Source organism: Proteus mirabilis ATCC 29906 (genome assembly GCF_000160755.1).
Lineage (GTDB): Bacteria > Pseudomonadota > Gammaproteobacteria > Enterobacterales > Enterobacteriaceae > Proteus > Proteus mirabilis.
Genome location: NZ_GG668581.1, coordinates 169,776 through 188,870, shown reverse-complemented (window position 1 = coordinate 188,870; position 19,095 = coordinate 169,776). Strand labels below are relative to the sequence as shown.

15 protein-coding genes and 3 tRNA genes are annotated in these 19,095 nt (G+C 39.1%); 10 read left to right on the top strand and 8 right to left on the bottom strand.

The annotated features are described in order from the left end of the window. Positions 1-41 precede the first annotated feature (41 nt). From HMPREF0693_RS14715 to rsgA, 5 genes are all read right to left on the bottom strand, one after another. Positions 42-563, bottom strand: a complete 522-nt coding sequence (locus tag HMPREF0693_RS14715) for a fimbrial protein (protein ID WP_004246312.1) — start codon at positions 561-563, stop codon at positions 42-44. Positions 564-774: 211 nt separating this feature from the next. After that, the gene (locus HMPREF0693_RS14710; RefSeq protein WP_004246311.1) at positions 775-1,638 is read right to left on the bottom strand and encodes a LysR family transcriptional regulator; all 864 of its coding nucleotides are present in this window, start codon (positions 1,636-1,638) and stop codon (positions 775-777) included. Between the two features lie 1,300 nt (positions 1,639-2,938). Next, the gene (gene mscM / locus HMPREF0693_RS14705; protein WP_004249643.1) at positions 2,939-6,274 is read right to left on the bottom strand and encodes a miniconductance mechanosensitive channel MscM; all 3,336 of its coding nucleotides are present in this window, start codon (positions 6,272-6,274) and stop codon (positions 2,939-2,941) included. Between the two features lie 22 nt (positions 6,275-6,296). Then, positions 6,297-7,208, bottom strand: a complete 912-nt coding sequence (gene asd / locus HMPREF0693_RS14700) for an archaetidylserine decarboxylase (protein WP_004246309.1) — start codon at positions 7,206-7,208, stop codon at positions 6,297-6,299. An 88-nt stretch (positions 7,209-7,296) separates the two neighbouring features. Beyond that, the gene (gene rsgA, locus HMPREF0693_RS14695) at positions 7,297-8,355 is read right to left on the bottom strand and encodes a small ribosomal subunit biogenesis GTPase RsgA (RefSeq protein ID WP_004246308.1); all 1,059 of its coding nucleotides are present in this window, start codon (positions 8,353-8,355) and stop codon (positions 7,297-7,299) included. A gap of 115 nt (positions 8,356-8,470) precedes the next feature. Here rsgA and orn point away from each other — a divergent pair, with 115 nt between their 5' ends. From orn to HMPREF0693_RS14675, 4 genes are all read left to right on the top strand, one after another. Beyond that, a complete protein-coding gene (gene orn, locus HMPREF0693_RS14690) occupies positions 8,471-9,016 on the top strand; it encodes an oligoribonuclease (RefSeq protein WP_036932476.1) in 546 nt (181 codons plus the stop codon). 167 nt (positions 9,017-9,183) lie between these two features. After that, a tRNA-Gly gene (locus HMPREF0693_RS14685) sits at positions 9,184-9,259 on the top strand. A 32-nt stretch (positions 9,260-9,291) separates the two neighbouring features. Further along, positions 9,292-9,367, top strand: a tRNA-Gly gene (locus HMPREF0693_RS14680). A 40-nt stretch (positions 9,368-9,407) separates the two neighbouring features. Next, positions 9,408-9,483: transfer RNA gene (locus HMPREF0693_RS14675), tRNA-Gly, on the top strand. 132 nt (positions 9,484-9,615) lie between these two features. Here HMPREF0693_RS14675 and HMPREF0693_RS14670 read toward each other — a convergent pair. From HMPREF0693_RS14670 to queG, 3 genes are all read right to left on the bottom strand, one after another. After that, the gene (locus HMPREF0693_RS14670) at positions 9,616-9,942 is read right to left on the bottom strand and encodes a type II toxin-antitoxin system RelE/ParE family toxin (RefSeq protein WP_004246306.1); all 327 of its coding nucleotides are present in this window, start codon (positions 9,940-9,942) and stop codon (positions 9,616-9,618) included. Between the two features lie 5 nt (positions 9,943-9,947). Then, positions 9,948-10,217 carry a type II toxin-antitoxin system Phd/YefM family antitoxin gene (locus HMPREF0693_RS14665; protein WP_004246304.1) on the bottom strand — a complete coding sequence of 90 codons (270 nt, stop codon included), beginning with the start codon at positions 10,215-10,217 and terminating at the stop codon, positions 9,948-9,950. 947 nt (positions 10,218-11,164) lie between these two features. Beyond that, positions 11,165-12,319 (bottom strand): tRNA epoxyqueuosine(34) reductase QueG, encoded by a 1,155-nt coding sequence (gene queG, locus HMPREF0693_RS14660; protein WP_004246297.1) that lies wholly within the window; start codon positions 12,317-12,319, stop codon positions 11,165-11,167. A 221-nt stretch (positions 12,320-12,540) separates the two neighbouring features. Here queG and tsaE point away from each other — a divergent pair, with 221 nt between their 5' ends. The 6 genes from tsaE to hflX all read left to right on the top strand — a co-directional run bounded on the left by tsaE (position 12,541) and on the right by hflX (position 19,056). Further along, the gene (gene tsaE / locus HMPREF0693_RS14655) at positions 12,541-13,008 is read left to right on the top strand and encodes a tRNA (adenosine(37)-N6)-threonylcarbamoyltransferase complex ATPase subunit type 1 TsaE (protein ID WP_004249636.1); all 468 of its coding nucleotides are present in this window, start codon (positions 12,541-12,543) and stop codon (positions 13,006-13,008) included. Positions 13,009-13,021: 13 nt separating this feature from the next. Beyond that, on the top strand, positions 13,022-14,338 hold the full coding sequence (locus HMPREF0693_RS14650; RefSeq protein WP_004253037.1) for an N-acetylmuramoyl-L-alanine amidase: 1,317 nt from the start codon (positions 13,022-13,024) through the stop codon (positions 14,336-14,338). 21 nt (positions 14,339-14,359) lie between these two features. Continuing rightward, on the top strand, positions 14,360-16,369 hold the full coding sequence (gene mutL, locus HMPREF0693_RS14645; RefSeq protein ID WP_004246294.1) for a DNA mismatch repair endonuclease MutL: 2,010 nt from the start codon (positions 14,360-14,362) through the stop codon (positions 16,367-16,369). Next, positions 16,338-17,279 carry a tRNA (adenosine(37)-N6)-dimethylallyltransferase MiaA gene (gene miaA, locus HMPREF0693_RS14640; protein WP_004246293.1) on the top strand — a complete coding sequence of 314 codons (942 nt, stop codon included), beginning with the start codon at positions 16,338-16,340 and terminating at the stop codon, positions 17,277-17,279. Before mutL ends, miaA begins: the two co-directional genes overlap by 32 nt. A gap of 109 nt (positions 17,280-17,388) precedes the next feature. Beyond that, positions 17,389-17,679 (top strand): RNA chaperone Hfq, encoded by a 291-nt coding sequence (hfq, locus tag HMPREF0693_RS14635; protein WP_004246291.1) that lies wholly within the window; start codon positions 17,389-17,391, stop codon positions 17,677-17,679. A 93-nt stretch (positions 17,680-17,772) separates the two neighbouring features. Next, positions 17,773-19,056 (top strand): ribosome rescue GTPase HflX, encoded by a 1,284-nt coding sequence (gene hflX, locus HMPREF0693_RS14630; protein ID WP_004246290.1) that lies wholly within the window; start codon positions 17,773-17,775, stop codon positions 19,054-19,056. The last annotated feature ends 39 nt before the right edge of the window (positions 19,057-19,095 follow it).

Genomic DNA, 19,095 nt, shown 5'->3' with positions numbered 1-19,095 from the left:
GGTGAGAGGGTAATGGTGATTACCCTCATATTTATCATTTATTATTTATATTGGATGCTATATACAGCAGAGCCATTGGCAGGGCCTGGTGTTGCCGCATCAGTTGCTTTATAACGAGCAACGTAGTCTAGGTTAATTTCCGTACCTGTGATCTGTACATCTTGTGAATCGTCATACAGTTTGATTTGGGAAACAGCATCTTTCTCAAATAACGCGATACCTACGTTAGTTGCGCCACCAGAAACTTGATCTATAGCTAAGATATCTCTGTCGCTTGCATCACGAGTACCGCCAAAACGTACGGCTACAGTGGTATCAACAGGGCAGTCGATTAATTTAATGGTAAAATCTTTCAGGCCAGCAACTTCCCCTTTGGTTGCTAAGCTTTTAGAAGAAACTTTGCCTAAGTCGACGGTTAAGTTTTTAGAAGAGCCATCAACAGTACATGCTTGATCGGTTATTTCTCCCGTAAAGTTAATTGTGCCTGATGCTAAAGCAGCAGGTGCTGAGAATATAGAAAGAGTCACTCCTAATGCACAGAGTGATTTATTTAATTTGCTCATGATCGGTCCTATATAAAAAGTAAGCGAACTTACTTTTTAATCTATTTATAAGTATATATGTGTATAAATTTATTTGCATAGACAGTATGCCGATAAAATATAACACTGCTAATTTTTTAAGTTAATAAACATTTACATGAGTTTTTTTGTTCTTACATCAAATTATTTAATATGTCGTAATTTAATTAAAATGATTTTTTATTAAAAGTTTTTAGATATTTGTTGAATAGCTAATTGTTGATAATAAACTTTGCAAGTTTTCATTAATAAATGAATTTTTATTCAAATATAAATAGAATTTATATTCCTTCTCTTTTTTATGCGTTATTAATTGTTTTATTGTTTTTTTATTCAATTCATCTTGAATAAAAATAAGGGGGAGACGTGCATAACCTAAACCATGCTGAATTAAGCTAATTGCTGTCTCTACCGAGCCAACTTGAATGACTTGGGCCTGATTATCAGTATCGGGTGAATCAGGAGAAAGAGAAATACAGCTATGTTTTTGTAATTCCTGCAATAATTCCTCATCTTGTAGTTTCTGTAATGGGCTATCTGGATGTGATACTAAGGTAGTTGTAATGCTTTCTAAAACAATAGGTTGCAGTGATTTAATATAATAAGGTGACACAATTAAATCATATTCTTTTTGCGCTAAAATTTCTGATTTGCTGAGAGAATTCCTATAAATATTAATATCATACTGTTTATTCTGCTTAATAAATTGTGATATTTTGTTCAAAAAAGGATCAGCGACATACATTGGGTCAATTAGTACGTTAATTTTTAACTTATTGTTAAATTTGATATTTTTTGCCTTTTTTTCTAGAGATAATGCTTTTTCTGTCACTTCTCGAGAAAGTGTTAGCAATAGTTCTCCCTCAGTAGTTAATACTGCGCGTCTTTTTTCTAAAGAAAGTATTTCTATACCCAAGGTTTGTTCTAACTTATTGATAGTATAGCTAATTGATGATTGAGTCCTATGTAACACATCAGCGGCTTGAGCAAAGCCACCGTAATCAACAACAGCTTGTAAGGTGATCCATTGGTCTAATGTTGTGCGGGATTTTTCCATAATGGAGTCCTTCTTATTATTGTTTATTAATAATGCATTTTAAACGAAGCTAGCAATATATCTTAGCATTGTTAATAGGTAATAATACGCATTTTTTTTGTGAGTTAAAAAAATATTAACATTATAAGTTGTAATGCTACTTTTTAATTAGAGAAGAATATTTATAGTTATTTTTTATTGTTATCTTTGAATATAACACTTAAATTTTTATTTTTTTATATGTAATTTTTATAACTATTGTTTTTATTTTCATTAATAGTCCACTTAAGTTTTAGTATTTTTTAATATAAATTGTTAATTGATGATTTATATTTCTTATTTGTGTTTTTTATTTTTCTTTTTTCATTTTATTTTTTTATTTTGTTTTTATTAAATATAAATATTAATTAATTTCTTAATTACTTATTTTTTAATAAATATGTTTATCTATTATATTTAAAAATAAAGATAAAAAAGAAATTGGCCAAGTTAGTGTTCACCTCGTGTGAAGAGAAAACAAACCTGCGTATATAATAAATTAATACACTTATCTTTTTTAGACTACTTGTTGGTGTTTCATATAGCAATTTGAATGATTTTTGCTACGTCACGCTGATGCAGCAAGGAAAAGGAGAGGATAATGATAGGTTAAAAAATAAACTAAAATTATTTGACTTAAGTTAAACAAAAATTAAATATGATAAAAATAAGTAAAATAAAATATCGAAAATAGTATTTTAATACTCATTTATTGAGTAAATTTAAGTATAAAAACGTATTTTTGTGATCTTTAGCAATAAAAAAAGATAGGCGTGTTTGCACAAATTTTTGAAGAATACAGAACAAAGATGGCTTTTTATATTGCAAAAATTGATAAACATTAAAATAAGAGAAAACAGTAAGCAACTAAGATGGTCGCTATTATTTCTTAATTCTTTACTTAGTAAGAAGGATCTTTGGTAATAAAAGAGATCTCTATAAGTAAATAGAAAACTAAGTAACATTTTATGATGTTCATATTCCAATATTGTATAATTATATATCGATAAAATAGTTTCATTGTGTTATTAATCATCAATTTTATTAAACAAAAAAGTGAAAAAAAAGTTATTAATAGTGATAGGTAAACGGAGTGTGCATACCTATTGTGGTGTGACATGCGTCATACCAACAGAATAGCTGTTTATAACTGGCTGTTTGTATTGAATGCTAGGCGCATAACAGTGGTAAGAAGAGTGGTAACAAGAAGCAAAAATGCCACTATTTTGGTTTTTTCATTTAAATTAGTGGCATTTTTATTCAAAGTAATAGATGTAATTGACTACAATCCGCCTACTTCTCTTGGTGTTGCACGCATTGAAGTACTAATGGTATTACCCACCATATCTACCCGTGCTTGGAACGGCGGGAATGGTAATGGAATGCCATGCTCTGCAAAGGCTAGCAGAATATTTTGATGGATCTCATGTCTGGCTGGCATTCTATGTCCCATTTCTGCGGCATAAACACGTAACTCGAAGATTTGGATCCCTTGTTGTAGGTCAACCAAGTAAACCTCAGGAGCGGGGTTGTCTAAAATCATGGTAGAGCGTTTAGAGGCTTCTAATAATACATTAGTCACTTGTTCACTATTGCAATCAGCTGGCGCAGGGATGGTCATTACGATACGTGTAATAGAGTCTGATAATGACCAGTTAATAAATTGCTCTGTAATAAATGCTTTATTAGGCACAATGATCTCTTTTCTATCCCAATCGGTGAGCGTGGTGGCTCGCGTATTGATTTTAGAAATATTCCCAGTCAAGTTACGGATAGTAACGGTATCACCAATACGGATTGGCTTTTCAAACAAGATCATTAACCCTGAGATAATGTTGGCAAAAATTTCTTGTAAGCCAAAACCAAGACCTACCCCCATAGCGGCAATTAACCATTGTAGTTTTGACCACTCAATACCTAATAATGAGAAACCAACAATACTGCCTATTAGGGTGATGCTGTATTTCGTTAAAGTGGTAATGGCATAACCTGTACCAGGTGTTAGATCTAAGTGTTGTAAAATTGCCAGTTCAAGCAGTGCTGGCAGGTTTCTTACCAATTGTGCCGTGATAATAATCACTAATATAGCGACTAAGATAGACCCCATGGTAATGGGCTGGATAGTATTGACGCCATTAACGGAGGAAGTCACATCCCATAGTCGGATATTATCGACAAAAGAGAAGGCTGTATTGAGCTCTGACCAGAGTAAAATCATGGACACAAGTGCAATCATGGTCAGAATAGAACGAACTAGACCAATAGATTGTGCACTAATCGCATCAAGGTCAATGGCTTGATCTTCCAACTCTAAGTTAGCGGTACTCTCACCACTGCTGCCAACAATGGTATTCTCATCTTCCCCTTTAGCTCGTTGAGCTAAAATTTCTGCCCGTTTTTGTTTGGCTCGTTCAAAGGCAAGCTTACGACGTTGGATCAGCATCCATCGTTGAATAATATGATAAATAATCAGCAAGGCAAACCAAATCGCCACAGACATCTCTAAGCGACCCAGTAATACGATGGAGGTTGAGAGATAGCCTAAGATAGCCGCGAGGGCAGCAAGAACAGGGGCAACAAGTAAGAACCACCATAAAATGGTATTTATCACATTATCACCAGAGCCATGTTTATCTAAGTAAAGCGGCACATGTGCTTTTTTTAGGCTTGAGGTAATAAAACTTAAAGCAATGCACAATAATAAAAAGCAAAAACGTCCAACTGTTGGCGCAAATTCTCTGTCACTATAGTATTCAAAGGTGATAAGCGACATCATTAACGGCACAATGACGAAAATCGACAGTTGATAAAAGCGCATCGCTTTTTTCACACGACTCTCTTTCCATTTAAATTGCGCGATAAATAACCCATTAGGGCGAGCAAAGGTAGCACTTATCATAAATAGCCATAGCACGGGGGCTGCGGCAGTTACACCATAACCAATCGCTCCCGCCATGGGATAACGCCATTCGACACTTTGTAAACCATATCCTACGGCAGACCATAATAGCGGTAGTGGTAAGGCGATTAATATTGACCAAAATACGGTACGCACCGTTAATGAGAAATGATCTTGAGTGACTTTACCAATGCGATTACTGACTCTTTCAAGAAACGCATTGTAATGCTTACGGGTACGAAGACTAAAACCGACAATAGATAGGGTGACCAGTAGATAGATAAAGGTATCTTGGTTTTTGAGCATGTTAACCGCAGCATGCCCTAATTGTGAGAAAGTATCTAATGAGAGTAGGCGAGTAATATCTTTAATTAATAAAACCGGATAATTGAGTTTTATTGGGCTGATATCGGCCACCCAGAACATATAGCGGTTTGTGGCATCTTTTGTCTCTTTTAAGGCATCCGCAAGTTGTGTGGTGGCTACTTTAAGCTTGGTCAGCTCTAAGATTTGGGAGTCATAACCGGATAAAAGAGAATTGAGTAACTCTTGGCGCGCTTGAATGAGGGAGTCAAAAATATATTGCTGAGCTTCTGGTAGCTTTGAGCCATCGGCAGTTTCAGGAGGTTGGATTTTGCCTAGGTTTTCTAGCATCTCTTCATAGCCTAATCGTTCAACACGTAACTGAACGATATCTCTATCCAGCTCTTGAGAGCGGGGCATTTCAGGTAAGCGAGCCAATTGTGTTCTTAATGCTTCACCTAATGCCGTAGAGCCACTTAACCATTGGGCTTGCTCTCGAATGGTTGTGAGTGTCTGTCTTACTTGTTGGGTTTGTTGTGTTGTTAGACGCTGTTTTTCGGTTAACTCACTCATTTCTTGCGTCTGTTTATTGAGGATCTGAGAAAGTTGACGGTTAGTCTCGATTTGCTTAGTCAGAAACTCGGGGAGTTCGCCCCCTTGCTCGGCGAGCATTTCTGTCTTTTCTAAAGCGAGATCTGCCACTTCTTGGCGCTTAATATTCAGTAAACTACGCAATTGTTGCAGTTGTACATCAAGTCGTTGATAACGTTTTTTAAATAGCTCCAAGCGCAGTCGAGTAATTTCTTGACGATTATTAGCAGAAAGTTGCGCCATTTCCAGCTCATTAACCATCGCTTTTCGTGCTGTGACTTCAGCTTGGGTTAATTTATTTTGTGCTTCTGCTAGTGGGGTGTTTGATGCCCCTATTGCCGCTAAACGCGCCGTTGCATCACTTAGTAAACGACGAGCTTCTGAAAGTTGCTGAGGGAGTAAATTGAGTGATTCGCTGATTTCACGGCTTTTATCTTGCTCTTGTTGTTGTAGCCGAGCTTGTTCCATCAGTTGGCTACTCACTTGAATGATTTTTTGCTCAAGCTCAGGAATAGTAATTTTTTCTGGAATTGTTGGAACTGAGTGACTCTCTTCGAGTAATTTAGCCCTTAACTCTTGAGTGATCTGCGGATATTCATCAATAGTCTTTTGATAATTATCCGCATTAACTTGAGCTTTTTCACCATCATTTATCCAATTGATGGTGCCTTGTAGCGCCTGAACAGTTTCAATATCTTGAGGATTAGTACTGCCTTCAAGTTGTTTGATATCTTGACGTAATTTATCAACATCCGCAGCAAACACCGAAGTATTGAATGAGATAGTCAGAAAAAAGCTAAAAAGTAGACTGATTATCAGGCGCACAAGGTTTACTCCGAATTACGAATTATTCATTAATGGTATTATTATCGCAGGCCTTATGATCAGTGCCTGTGGCATTAATGATAGAGCCTAGTAGTTCTCCCATTAATGTTACAGAGCCGTTCATCAGATCTTTATTTAATTGAACACTATTTTCAGGGAAGAGGTTAATAACGGTCGAGCCTAATTTAAAGCGTCCCATCTCTTCACCTTTTTTCAGAAATATAGCGCCAACTTTATCCGCTTGAGGATAAGTCCAACGTTTAATAATACCTTCACGTGGTGGTGTTACCATGCCACACCAGACCGTTTCAATACTCCCTACAATGGTCGCTCCAACAAGAATTTGTATCATGGGACCAAATTGGGTGTCAAAAAGGCAAATAATACGTTCATTACGAGCAAATAAGTTAGGAACATTTGCCGCAGTTAAAGGATTAACAGAAAAGAGATCGCCGGGGACATAAATCATCTCTTTTAATAACCCATCGCAAGGCATATGAACACGGTGGTAATCCCGTGGTGAAAGATAGGTTGTAATAAATTGCCCATGGCGGAACTGGTCGGCCAAGGTAAAATTACCTGCTAGCAACGCTTCAAGGGTGTAAGAGTGCCCTTTGGCTTGTAAAATTTGATCGTCTTGGATCTGACCAAGCTGACTGACAGCGCCATCTGCGGGGAGAGCCAGTTGGTTATCTCCTTCAACAATAGGGCGAGCGCCATCTTTTAATGCACGAATAAAAAACTCATTAAATGTTGCATAAGCCTGAAATTGGCTCTCTTTCGCTTCATTCATATCAACTTTATATGCGCGAGCAAACATTTTGATAGCAAATTGAGTAACGCTACCCGCTTTTTTATTGGCAAACCAACCAGCTAGCTGTGTTAGCCATAATTTAGGCAATAGATACTGTAGTTTAATTTTTAGCTTGTCCAAAATGGCAACCTCTGGGATCGAACGATAAAAAATCGACAAAAGGGGTCTATTGTACCCACCCTTAATAGGGTTGTCAGTGAATCTATGCTTAAGAGTCTAAATTAATATTTTTACGCACTTTCACCTGACTCATACTTTCTAAAATACGATGATAGTTTTCAAATCGGGTTGGTGCGATTTCACCTTTATCTACGGCTTCGGTGATCAAGCAACCCGGATCGTCATTATGCTTACAATCACGGAATTTACAGCCTCCTAAGAAAGGTCGAAACTCAATAAAACCTTTGGTCACTTGCTCAGGTGTTAAATGCCACAAACCAAATTCACGTACCCCCGGTGAATCAATAACATCGCCTCCTAGAGGGAAATGGTAAAGGCGCGATGCGGTGGTGGTATGTTGTCCAAGCCCTGAGTTGTCAGAGACTTGATTGACCAGAATACTTTCTTCCATTGGTGGTAAGAGAGTATTGAGAAGGCTCGATTTACCCACACCTGACTGGCCAGCAAAAATAGAGATGCGGCCAATTAATGCTTGAGTTAATGCTTCTAATCCCTCTTTGGTATAGCTTGAGACTTCAAGCACTCGATAACCAATATCTTTATAAATTTGCATCCACTCACTTACCATCGCTCGGCTTTCTGCATCTAACATATCGACTTTATTCAATACAATAAGGGGTTCGATATTTAAGGTTTCACAAGCCACTAAGTAGCGGTCGATAATATTAAGTGAAAGCTCAGGTAAAATGGCTGAAACAATAATAATTTGATCGATATTAGCGGCAATAGGTTTAATACCATCATAATAATCTGGGCGAGTGAGTACAGAAGTACGCTCATGAACAGCTTCTACAATGCCATTGACGCGCACATTTTCTTGGGTTTGTAATGCAGGGCGCCACACCACTCTATCGCCTGTGACTAGGGATGAAATAGTACGGCGAATATTACAACGGGTAATAGAGCCATCTGCAGCTTCAATATCTGCATGTTGCCCAAAGCGACTGATAACGAGGCCTTCGGTCGCTTCGCCTAATTGTGTATCGTCTAATTCAACGTGATTTTTTTTCTCTTTGCTTTGCAAACGCTTTTTATGATTTTCTTGTACTCGGCGTTGCTGGCCTTTAGATAATTTACGTTTTGTCACCGATCCTCACTTGTGTTATTCGGTTAGATGTTCTTTTGTCGTGCTTATTGAGTAAACGCGCTATGATAAAGGTTAAAATATCATGTCTCACTCTAAGAAACAGCTAGGATATATTATGTCAAAAAGCGAGAACAATCTTATCTGGATAGATCTGGAAATGACTGGCCTTGATCCTGAACGCGATCGTATTATTGAAATTGCCACTATCGTCACCGATCCCCAACTTAATATTTTAGCTGAAGGTCCCGTTATTGCCGTACATCAATCGGATAAATTACTCGCCTCGATGGATGAATGGAATACTACAACACATACGGCAAGTGGTTTAGTTCAGCGGGTTAAAGAAAGTCAGTATGATGATGCGGCTGCACAACAAGCCACTATCGAATTCCTTGAAAAATGGGTGCCACAGGGTGCATCACCGATCTGTGGTAATAGTGTGGGGCAAGATAGACGTTTTCTATTTCGCTATATGCCTGAATTAGAAAAATATTTTCATTATCGTTATCTCGATGTCAGTACACTAAAAGAGTTAGCTCGTCGCTGGAAACCTGAAATCCTTGAAGGATTTAAGAAAAATAATACTCATCAAGCGTTGGATGATATTCGAGAATCTATTGCAGAATTAGCCTATTATCGCCAAACCTTTATTAAAGAGTAGAAATTAGCGGATTGATGGCTGATATTGCATCATTGTGACGATTTTATCGTCATGCAATCAAAAAAACGCATTTTTTTACTGATAAGGGCTTGCGGTTAAGCATTTTTCTCGTATAATGCGCTTCCCGTACCGATGAAGAATTTCGTTTGTACGGGTGTAAGAAAGACGCGGGAATAGCTCAGTTGGTAGAGCACAACCTTGCCAAGGTTGGGGTCGCGAGTTCGAGTCTCGTTTCCCGCTCCAATCTTTCTTCGATAGTTATCAGTATTAGCGACGCGGGAATAGCTCAGTTGGTAGAGCACAACCTTGCCAAGGTTGGGGTCGCGAGTTCGAGTCTCGTTTCCCGCTCCAAATCTTTCTTCGATAATTATCAGCACAAAACTTACCAAATGCGGGAATAGCTCAGTTGGTAGAGCACAACCTTGCCAAGGTTGGGGTCGCGAGTTCGAGTCTCGTTTCCCGCTCCAAATCTTCTTCCAAAGACTTCAATAAACTCAGTAAATTCTTATAAATCAAAGCGTTTGTCGTAATAGCATTAGCTAAGTTGTTTTTAGAAGTCGGCCTGTCTCTCTATGATAAGAATATACAGTAAGATATTTTTACCCTAAAAGTCGCCGAGTAAGCAGGGCTTGCATGTCTCGTCTGCCATCCGCAATAATAAAGATAACCACTTGTTTTGCTATTGTGTGATAGATGACACGATAAGGTTTAAAAAAGATTTGCTGATATTCACGAATACCTAAACTTTGTAATTCCTTTGGAATACTGCCTTTCATAGGAAAGTTAGCCTGTGTATTAGTGACCTTAAGCAGCTCATCTAATACATAATCTGCATTATCTATGCTGTCGTGGTCGGCAATATAGTTATTGATGTCCTCTAAGTCTGTTTCGGCATCTTTCGTCATTACCACTTTATAGGACGCCATTACGATTATTTCCTTTTACTTTTTAAACGCTGAACAACGCTTTTTATATCTTTTACTTCACCTGCTTCAACTTGTTGCTGACCTAACGCCAATATTTTAAGTAAGGCTAATGTTTCCTGTGTCTCTTCATAAGAGGTAATATCCTGAATAACCGCTTTTGCTTCGCCATTTTGAGTAATAATCATCGGTGCACCAGATTCAGTGAGTTTAGTCATCACTTCGGCGACATTAGCTTTTAAATAACTAATTGGTTTGATTTGTTCTGAGTAACGCATATCTACCTCAATCAATAAGACTAAATTAAGTCTAAAAAAAGTCTAATCTGAGTGTGAAGAGATAAAAGCTAAAATGCAATATAGAAAACCTTTAGCGAAAACCGCTTAATGAACAGTCCAACTCTATGAGGTCACTTCAACAGGGCGGGGAGCAGTCACGCATAAGCAACAATACAAAGCGTTATTTTGTTTAATAACACCCAAATAAAGCTATTGCATTCTAAAAGTCACAAGGACATAACTATGGACAGGAAATAGCAATGCTTGTATAAAATATAACCAAAAAATCTTTATTTTCTCTCTCACTTTTTAAAAATGAGTCTACACTGTGGTAGGTGCAGATCAGCGATTGTAGCTAATACACTTAAAGTGAGTGACCCATTGCAGTGCAGAAAAAGGGAAATCGATAACAGCAAGAAAGATCAAGCTATTTTTTTGTGATCTATCTTTGATCTTTGCTTGCATTTCTATTTAGCCAGCACTAGAATGTGCGCCTTTCCTCGTTTAGGGGGGAGCTAAACCTCAGATCAATTTTTGTTGTTTAGGTTTTTATTCTGTTAAATATACTTTGAAGAGTATTTTTTATGAAGAAAAGTATTTTTATGACTTTTCTTTGGAAAAAAGAGCCCGAGTTCCACTTATCTTAATATTCTTATCGAAATAAATTATCCACAATAAGATGCTCATAATCCTTGCATCTAGCACTAATTTATTTTTTTACTGCACAGAGTTATCCACAGGCTGCTATCATTGAGTCATTAGCATATTATGCTAGTGAGTTAAATATTGCTTTTATCTATCCAATTGATAAGTAAGTTTATTTTTATTTTTTTTAATTTGTGCCACACTTCGCTTGAATTTTTTCTTCATATTGATAGACAAAGAGTTTTTATTTTATTCACAGGTGAAATTATCTCATCTTATGAGTATGCGTATCATGTTAAAAACTAAGCATCACGAGGTAGGCCCTTAGTTATTGCCCTTACTAGACGTTTTTGTTGTGAAGTCTGTATTTTTAGTGTTTTTTCTTCTCTTTTGGCTTTCTGTTGGGCGATAGCCCAGTGCAAATGTTCATCTAAAACCTCCCCTAAACCAAAGCGCTCTTGCAAGGCCAGTACAATTTTGTCCTGATAAGGGGCATTGCCTAACGCAACACTAATATTTCTTAGCCAACGTAAATAGCCAATTCGTCGGATCGGTGAACCTTCTGTAATACGCAGAAATTTTTCTTCACTCCATTGGAATAGATCCAGCAATTCTGGTGTATGTAAGGCACGGCGCGGAGAAAAATCATCTTCCTCTGTGAGCGAAGAAAAACGATTCCATGGGCAAATTAATTGGCAATCATCACAACCATAGATACGATTGCCCATCAAAGGGCGAAATTCTTCAGGAATAGCGCCTTCAAGTTCAATCGTTAGGTAAGAAATACAGCGACGAGCATCAATGGTGTAAGGCTCTACGATGGCGCCTGTTGGGCAAGTGGTCATGCAAGCTACACATTTACCGCATTGCTCTTCAACGGGAGAATCAATAGGCAAAGGTAAATTAATTAATAATTCACCGAGAAAAAACCAAGAGCCAGCCTGATTATTGATAACAAGTGAGTGTTTACCAACCCACCCAAGACCAGCTTTCACGGCCAATGGTCGTTCCATTATCGGCGCTGAATCAACAAAAGGGCGAAAATTAACAATACCTTGATATTCAAACTGTTGGCAATATTGCGTAATTTTTTCACCTAATTTTTTAAGGCGTTGTCTTAATACTTTGTGATAATCTCTACCTAATGCATAACGGCTAATATAGCCTTGCTCTGGATTATTAAGGGTACGAGCAAAAGCGGCATCTGTTGGCAAATAGTTCATTCTGACGCTGATCACACGCAATGTGCCCGGCACCAATTCATGGGGTCTTGCTCGAGTCATGCCATATTTAGCCATCCATGCCATTTCACCATGATACTGTTTATCTAACCAAGCTTGTAAACGAGGCTCTTCGAGCGATAAATCAGTATCGCAAATTCCTGTTTGTTGGAATCCTAGTTCAGTTCCCCAACGTTTTATATTTTGAGCAAGGTGATGAAGATCGAGTGATGACATGAGCAACCGAAATAATAGCTAATAGGTGAGTCCTAAGAGTGCGCAGTGTATCATAGTGCAACGATAGGAAAAATCCTCGTAAGAAATAGATTTATGGTATGGTTATTTGAAATTGATTCTGATAATAATTTACTTTAAGTGAATATAAAAATGGTCTGTTTGCATGTGCTCTAACATGCTATTAACTAAGTCGTTATTACCTAACAATAGATTGTATGAATATGAAAGAATGGGTTGTTACATTAGAAGATGAAGCTGCAACAGTAAAACTAGGGCATTCAGTCGCAATGGCGACAAATAACCAAGGGCTTATTATTTATTTATTTGGTGATCTAGGGGCAGGGAAAACCACCTTTAGCCGCGGATTTTTACAAGCTTTAGGTCATCAAGGTCATGTTAAAAGTCCGACATATACCTTGGTAGAGCCTTATATGCTGACACCACGCCCAGTCTATCATTTCGATCTTTATCGCTTAGCTTCAGCGGAAGAGTTAGAATTTATGGGGATACGTGACTATTTTGCACAAGATCCACTGTGTCTCATTGAATGGCCTTCTCAAGGGGAAGGGTTTATACCTAATGCGGATTTAGAGCTTCATTTAAGCTATGAAAATGAAGGTCGTAAAGCCCATTTTATTGCCCTTTCACAGAGAGGGAATGCTGTTTTATCCCGTATTCAGTCTGCATAAAGGAATATTGATTATGTCGAGTCTCATCACTATTGTGAGCCAATGTCAGCGTTATATTGCCACCTTTTTGTTGGTTGTTCTGTCACTTTTTGTGGTGCAAATAGCACAAGCCGCTACGGTAACAGAAGTGAAGGCCGAAAATGGGGATGTGGCTACAACACTTACATTTTCGTTTAGTGGTGGGAAACCAAGCTATAGATATTATTCACTGAAAAATCCAGATAGGTTAGTGATGGATTTTAAGCAAGGTAGCCAAATAACGGGTTTACCTGTGACATTAAATCGTCAGCAATTAGCACAAAAAATTCGCACGACACAATCAAAAGATAGCCAATATCAAAGTATGGTGGTAGAGCTTGCCAAACCAGTGGTGGTGACGGAGCGCTTGTTAAATAGCAATGGTGAATATAAGTTAGTACTTACTATCAAACCTATTAATGCTCGACAAAATAACAATACATCAACGACGGTCAGTGTAGTGGCGTTATCAGCAAACAAAGCCACAAATACGGTGGCTAATCAACAGATGGCGCCTTTAGTGAGTACACCTAAGCAACCCGTTGCACCTGTAGTACCAGTAAAGCCTCGCACAACCTCGAATAAGCCCGCATCGAGCGATCGGCAAATAATTATTGCGATTGACGCAGGGCATGGGGGCCAAGATCCCGGCGCTATTGGGCAAAAAGGTAATCGTGAAAAAGATGTTACCTTAAGAGTGGCAAAAAAATTAGAAGCGATTTTGCGTAATGATCCTATGTTCAAACCCGTTTTAACCCGCAATGGCGACTATTTTATTTCTGTTGCTGGACGCTCTGAAGTGGCCCGTAAGCAAGGTGCCAATATGTTAGTGTCTATTCATGCCGATTCTGCACCTAATCGCAGTGCGCGCGGGGCATCTGTTTGGGTATTGTCAAATCGTCGCGCGAATAGTGAATTAGGTAAATGGCTTGAACAAAGCGAAAAACAATCAGAGCTTCTCGGTGGCGCCGGTGATGCACTCGCAGAAGGGGTTGATCCCTATTTAAGCCAAGCAGTATTAGATTTACAATTTGGTAATTCACAGCGTGTAGGCTATGACGTTGCGGTAGCGGTGTTATCTGAACTTAGAAAAGTAGGATCATTACATAAAAAAACACCAGAGCACGCCAGCTTAGGGGTTTTACGTTCACCTGATATTCCGTCTATTTTAGTCGAAACAGGTTTTATTAGTCATGCCGCTGAGGAACAATTGCTGATTTCAGATGCTTACCAAGAGAAATTAGCCGCTTCAATCTATGCCGGATTAAAAAATTACTTTCTCGCTCATCCCTTACAGAATGGGCCAAAATAAAGATAAACGTGGGATAAGGTAATGGCGATTAATTTATTACCTCCTCAGTTAGCAAATCAGATTGCAGCAGGGGAAGTCGTTGAAAGACCCGCTTCTGTTGTTAAAGAGTTACTTGAAAACAGCTTAGACGCGGGTGCGACAACAATTGATATCGATATCGATAAAGGTGGCGCTAAGCTAATTCGTATCCGCGATAATGGATGCGGCATTTCCCGTGATGATTTGAAGTTAGCACTTGCTCGCCATGCAACAAGCAAAATATCGACACTGGATGATCTTGAAGCCATTATGAGCATGGGGTTTCGTGGTGAAGCCTTAGCCAGTATCAGCTCTGTATCACGTTTAACCTTAACATCTCGTACCGCATCTCAGGAGGAGGCTTGGCAAGCCTACGCCGAAGGGCGTGATATGACAGTGGCAGTCAAGCCAGCAGCACATCCGGTGGGGAGCACAGTTGAAGTGCTCGATCTTTTTTATAACACTCCTGCAAGACGTAAATTTTTACGTACCGAAAAAACAGAGTTTGGTCATATAGATGAAGTAGTACGTCGTATAGCCTTATCCCGCTTTGATGTGTCAATTAATTTAACCCACAACGGTAAGCGGGTGCGTCAATATCGCGCTGCGAAAGAAACTCATCAGCATCATCGTCGTTTAAGTGCTATCTGTGGTAATCATTTTGTTGATCAAGCAATGCAACTGACGTGGGAGCATGGTGATCTGGCAATAAAAGGCTGGGTAGAGCATCCTTTAGCTCCAGTGCAAAGCAGTGAAATACAGTACTGTTATGTCAATGGGCGCATGATGCGCGATAGATTGATTAACCATGCTATTCGTCAAGCATATGAAGGTTATTTGCAAGGTGAGCAGCAACCTTCTTATGTGCTTTATTTAACCGTTGACCCTCATCAAGTGGATGTCAATGTGCATCCTGCCAAACATGAAGTGCGTTTTCACGAATCGCGCTTAGTACACGATTTTATCTATCAAGCTGTCTTGAGTGTGTTAAGGCAGGTTACAGAAGATACGTTATCTTTAGATGAAGAGGATAATGGGGCTTTAACTGCCACAACATTTCCTGAAAATCGCCAAGTTGCGGGAGAAAATGTTTTTTCGCAGCCTTATCAAGCACCAGTAACCTCATCTACGCAAAAAAAGAGCACGGGAGCTTACCAAGGAAGTGCAGGAAAAGGGTTAACAGATACGCAAAAGAGTCCCCAAAAAACGCTAGATACACGTCAGTTTGGTGAGAGTTATCAACGTACGCAAGGCATGCTTTATCAAAAAATGATGCAAGAAAGTGCGAGCGATGTTGAAAATAAAGAAAAAATACCCCTATTTCCCCCTCGTCCCCCATTGAATTTGGTTGATGTTGGTCATACAACGAATAACAATGAAACAAATGTAATTTCAGTGGTGCCTCGTTCTGTTAATGCCAGCGCAGCGCAAACAGATTATACTTTTGGCCGGGTATTGGCGATTTATCAGCAGAAATATGCGTTAATTGAATCTTCGCAAGGTCTAGGGCTGTTAGCATTGGAAGAAGCTGATTTTCTGTTAAAATGTGCCCAGTTATTGCCAGAAAATGAAAATCTGAAACCCCAACCTTTGCTAGTGCCTTTAAAAGTCACACTCAGTAAAGATGAAATTAATACATTTAAGCAGTTTCAGGCGTTAATCAGTGATTTTGGGATTGTTATCGACATCTCTCATGGTAAAGCGACGATCCACGCGGTCTCGTTGCCTTTGCGACAGCAAAATTTACCTGAATTACTGACAAAGCTATTAGCTTATTTGGCAACAGAAAAATTATGCTCTAAACAACAAATTGGGCATTGGTTAGCAAAACAGTTAAGTCATGAGTCGGGTGTTTGGTCACAGGCTCAGGCAGTAGGATTATTGGCTGATATTGAACGATTATGTCCACAATATGTCAGACAGCCGTCCAAAAACTTATTACAATTAATAGAATTACAACCTGTGGTAGCGGCACTGAATAATGAGCGAAGTAAAAACGCAAATAAAACCTAAAGCAATCTTTCTGATGGGGCCAACAGCCTCTGGTAAAACCGCATTAGCCATTGCGCTAAGACAAAAACTGCCCGTTGATCTTATTAGTGTTGATTCTGCTCTTATTTATCGTGGTATGGATATTGGTACTGCGAAACCGGATGAGACAGAGCAGTCGCTTGCACCACATCGTTTAATTGATATTCTAGATCCCGCATTACCTTATTCTGCCGCAGACTTTCGTAAAGATGCGTTAAAAGCAATGGAAGAAATTACGGCTGCAGGACGAATTCCACTATTAGTGGGCGGGACTATGCTATATTTTAAAGCGTTATTAGAAGGCTTATCACCTTTACCCAGTGCTAATCCAGAAATTCGTGCTGAAATCGAAAAAAAAGCAGCCGAACAAGGGTGGGAGGCAATTCATCAAGAGCTAGCATCCGTCGATCCCGTTGCGGCCAAACGGATCCATCCTAATGATCCTCAACGCCTTTCTCGTGCACTGGAAGTTTACCTGATTTCAGGTAAATCGATGACAGAATTAACTCAAATATCAGGCGAAGCATTGCCTTATGATGTTTATCAGTTTGCGATTGCTCCGAAAGATAGAAATGTACTTCATCAACGCATTGAAGCACGTTTTAAACAGATGTTAACGTGTGGCTTTGAAGATGAAGTAAAATCATTATACCAACGGGGCGATCTGCATGAAGATTTACCTTCTATACGTTGTGTCGGCTATCGCCAGATGTGGTCATATTTATCCGGCGAAATCGACTATGATGAGATGGTTTATCGAGGGATCTGCGCTACCCGGCAATTAGCGAAGCGACAAATCACTTGGTTAAGAGGTTGGCATGATGTTCATTGGTTAGATAGTGAAGATTTTGAACAGTCTCTTAACACTGTTTTGCAGGTAGTTAGTGCATAGATGGTAGGTTTGTGTAAAATTGATAGTTGCTAAAGTGCAATTTTTGAGTAGTTCATTTTTTCGAACCATTAGGTTCTAGTATAAAACAACAAAATAAGGAAAACATAGAATGGCTAAGGGGCAATCTTTGCAAGATCCTTTTCTGAACGCATTACGTCGTGAAAGGGTCCCTGTTTCAATCTATTTGGTAAACGGCATTAAATTACAGGGTCAGATCGAATCTTTTGACCAATTTGTTATTCTGCTGAAAAACACTGTTAGTCAGATGGTATACAAACATGCTATCTCTACCGTAGTACCTTCTCGTCCTGTTTCTCATCATAGCAATACAGGTACCAACCAAGCGGGTACAAACTACAGTGGCGGTAACGCGACTCAGCAGGATGATGTTGCAGAATAATTATCAAATATTATTCTTAATATAATAAAAACATAGGTAGGGAGACTTTACCTATGTTTTTCCTGTTTTTATAAAGTCCATGAGGTTTCGCCTTTGTTTGATCGTTATGAAGGTGGCGAATTAGCCGTTTTAGTGCACGTTTTCTTTTCGCAAGAAAAGGATATTGATGACTTGCAAGAGTTTGAATCTTTGGTGACATCTGCCGGTGTAAAACCAGTTCAAATTATTACAGGGAGCCGTAGAGCGCCTCACTCCAAATATTATGTGGGAGAAGGTAAGGCGGAAGAAATCGCAGAAGCAGTAAAAGCGAGTGGTGCAGATGTGGTGTTATTTAATCACGCACTCTCACCGGCACAAGAACGAAATCTGGAAAGACTTTGTGAATGTCGTGTGGTTGATCGCACGGGAGTTATCCTCGATATTTTTGCTCAACGAGCAAGAACTCACGAAGGAAAGCTACAGGTAGAACTCGCTCAGTTACGTCATTTATCAACCCGTTTAGTTCGAGGGTGGACACACTTAGAACGACAAAAAGGGGGGATTGGATTACGTGGCCCTGGCGAAACACAGCTTGAAACGGACCGACGTTTGCTCAGAGGCAAAATTAGTCAAATTCTAATGCGTCTAGGCAAAGTTGAACGTCAGCGTGAACAAGGACGACAAGCGCGAAGTAAAGCTGATATTCCAACGTTATCTCTGGTGGGTTACACCAATGCGGGTAAGTCGAGTTTATTCAATCGTATAACCTGTGCTGATGTGTATGCTGCTGATCAGTTGTTTGCGACACTGGATCCTACCTTAAGACGAATTCAGGTCGATGATGTTGGTACCGTGGTGTTAGCTGATACGGTTGGTTTTATCCGACATCTACCTCATGATCTGGTGGCGGCATTTAAGGCAACGCTACAAGAAACACGTGAAGCGACATTGCTTCTTCATGTTATTGATGCCGCTGATAGCCGTTTTGAAGAGAACATTCATGCAGTTGAAAATGTATTAGAAGAGATTGATGCTCACGAGATACCGACACTGTATGTGATGAATAAAATTGATCTTCTTGAGGACTTCACCCCAAGAATTGATCGAAATGAAGATAATTTACCTGTTAGGGTTTGGGTTTCTGCACAAACAGGTGAAGGTATTCCTCTGTTATATCAGGCGTTGACAGAGCGCCTTTCAGGTGAGATCGCACACGTTGAATTGCGTTTACCGCCAGAAGAAGCAGGGCGATTACGTAGCCGTTTTTATCAATTACAGGCTATTGAGCGTGAATGGATTGAAAAAGACGGTAAAGTTGGGCTAATCACCCGAATGCCTATGGTAGACTGGCATCGACTTTGCAAGCAGGAGCCTACTTTATTGGATTACGTGGTCTGATAATTGGCCATACTAAAGAACATTAACTGAGAGCTGGCG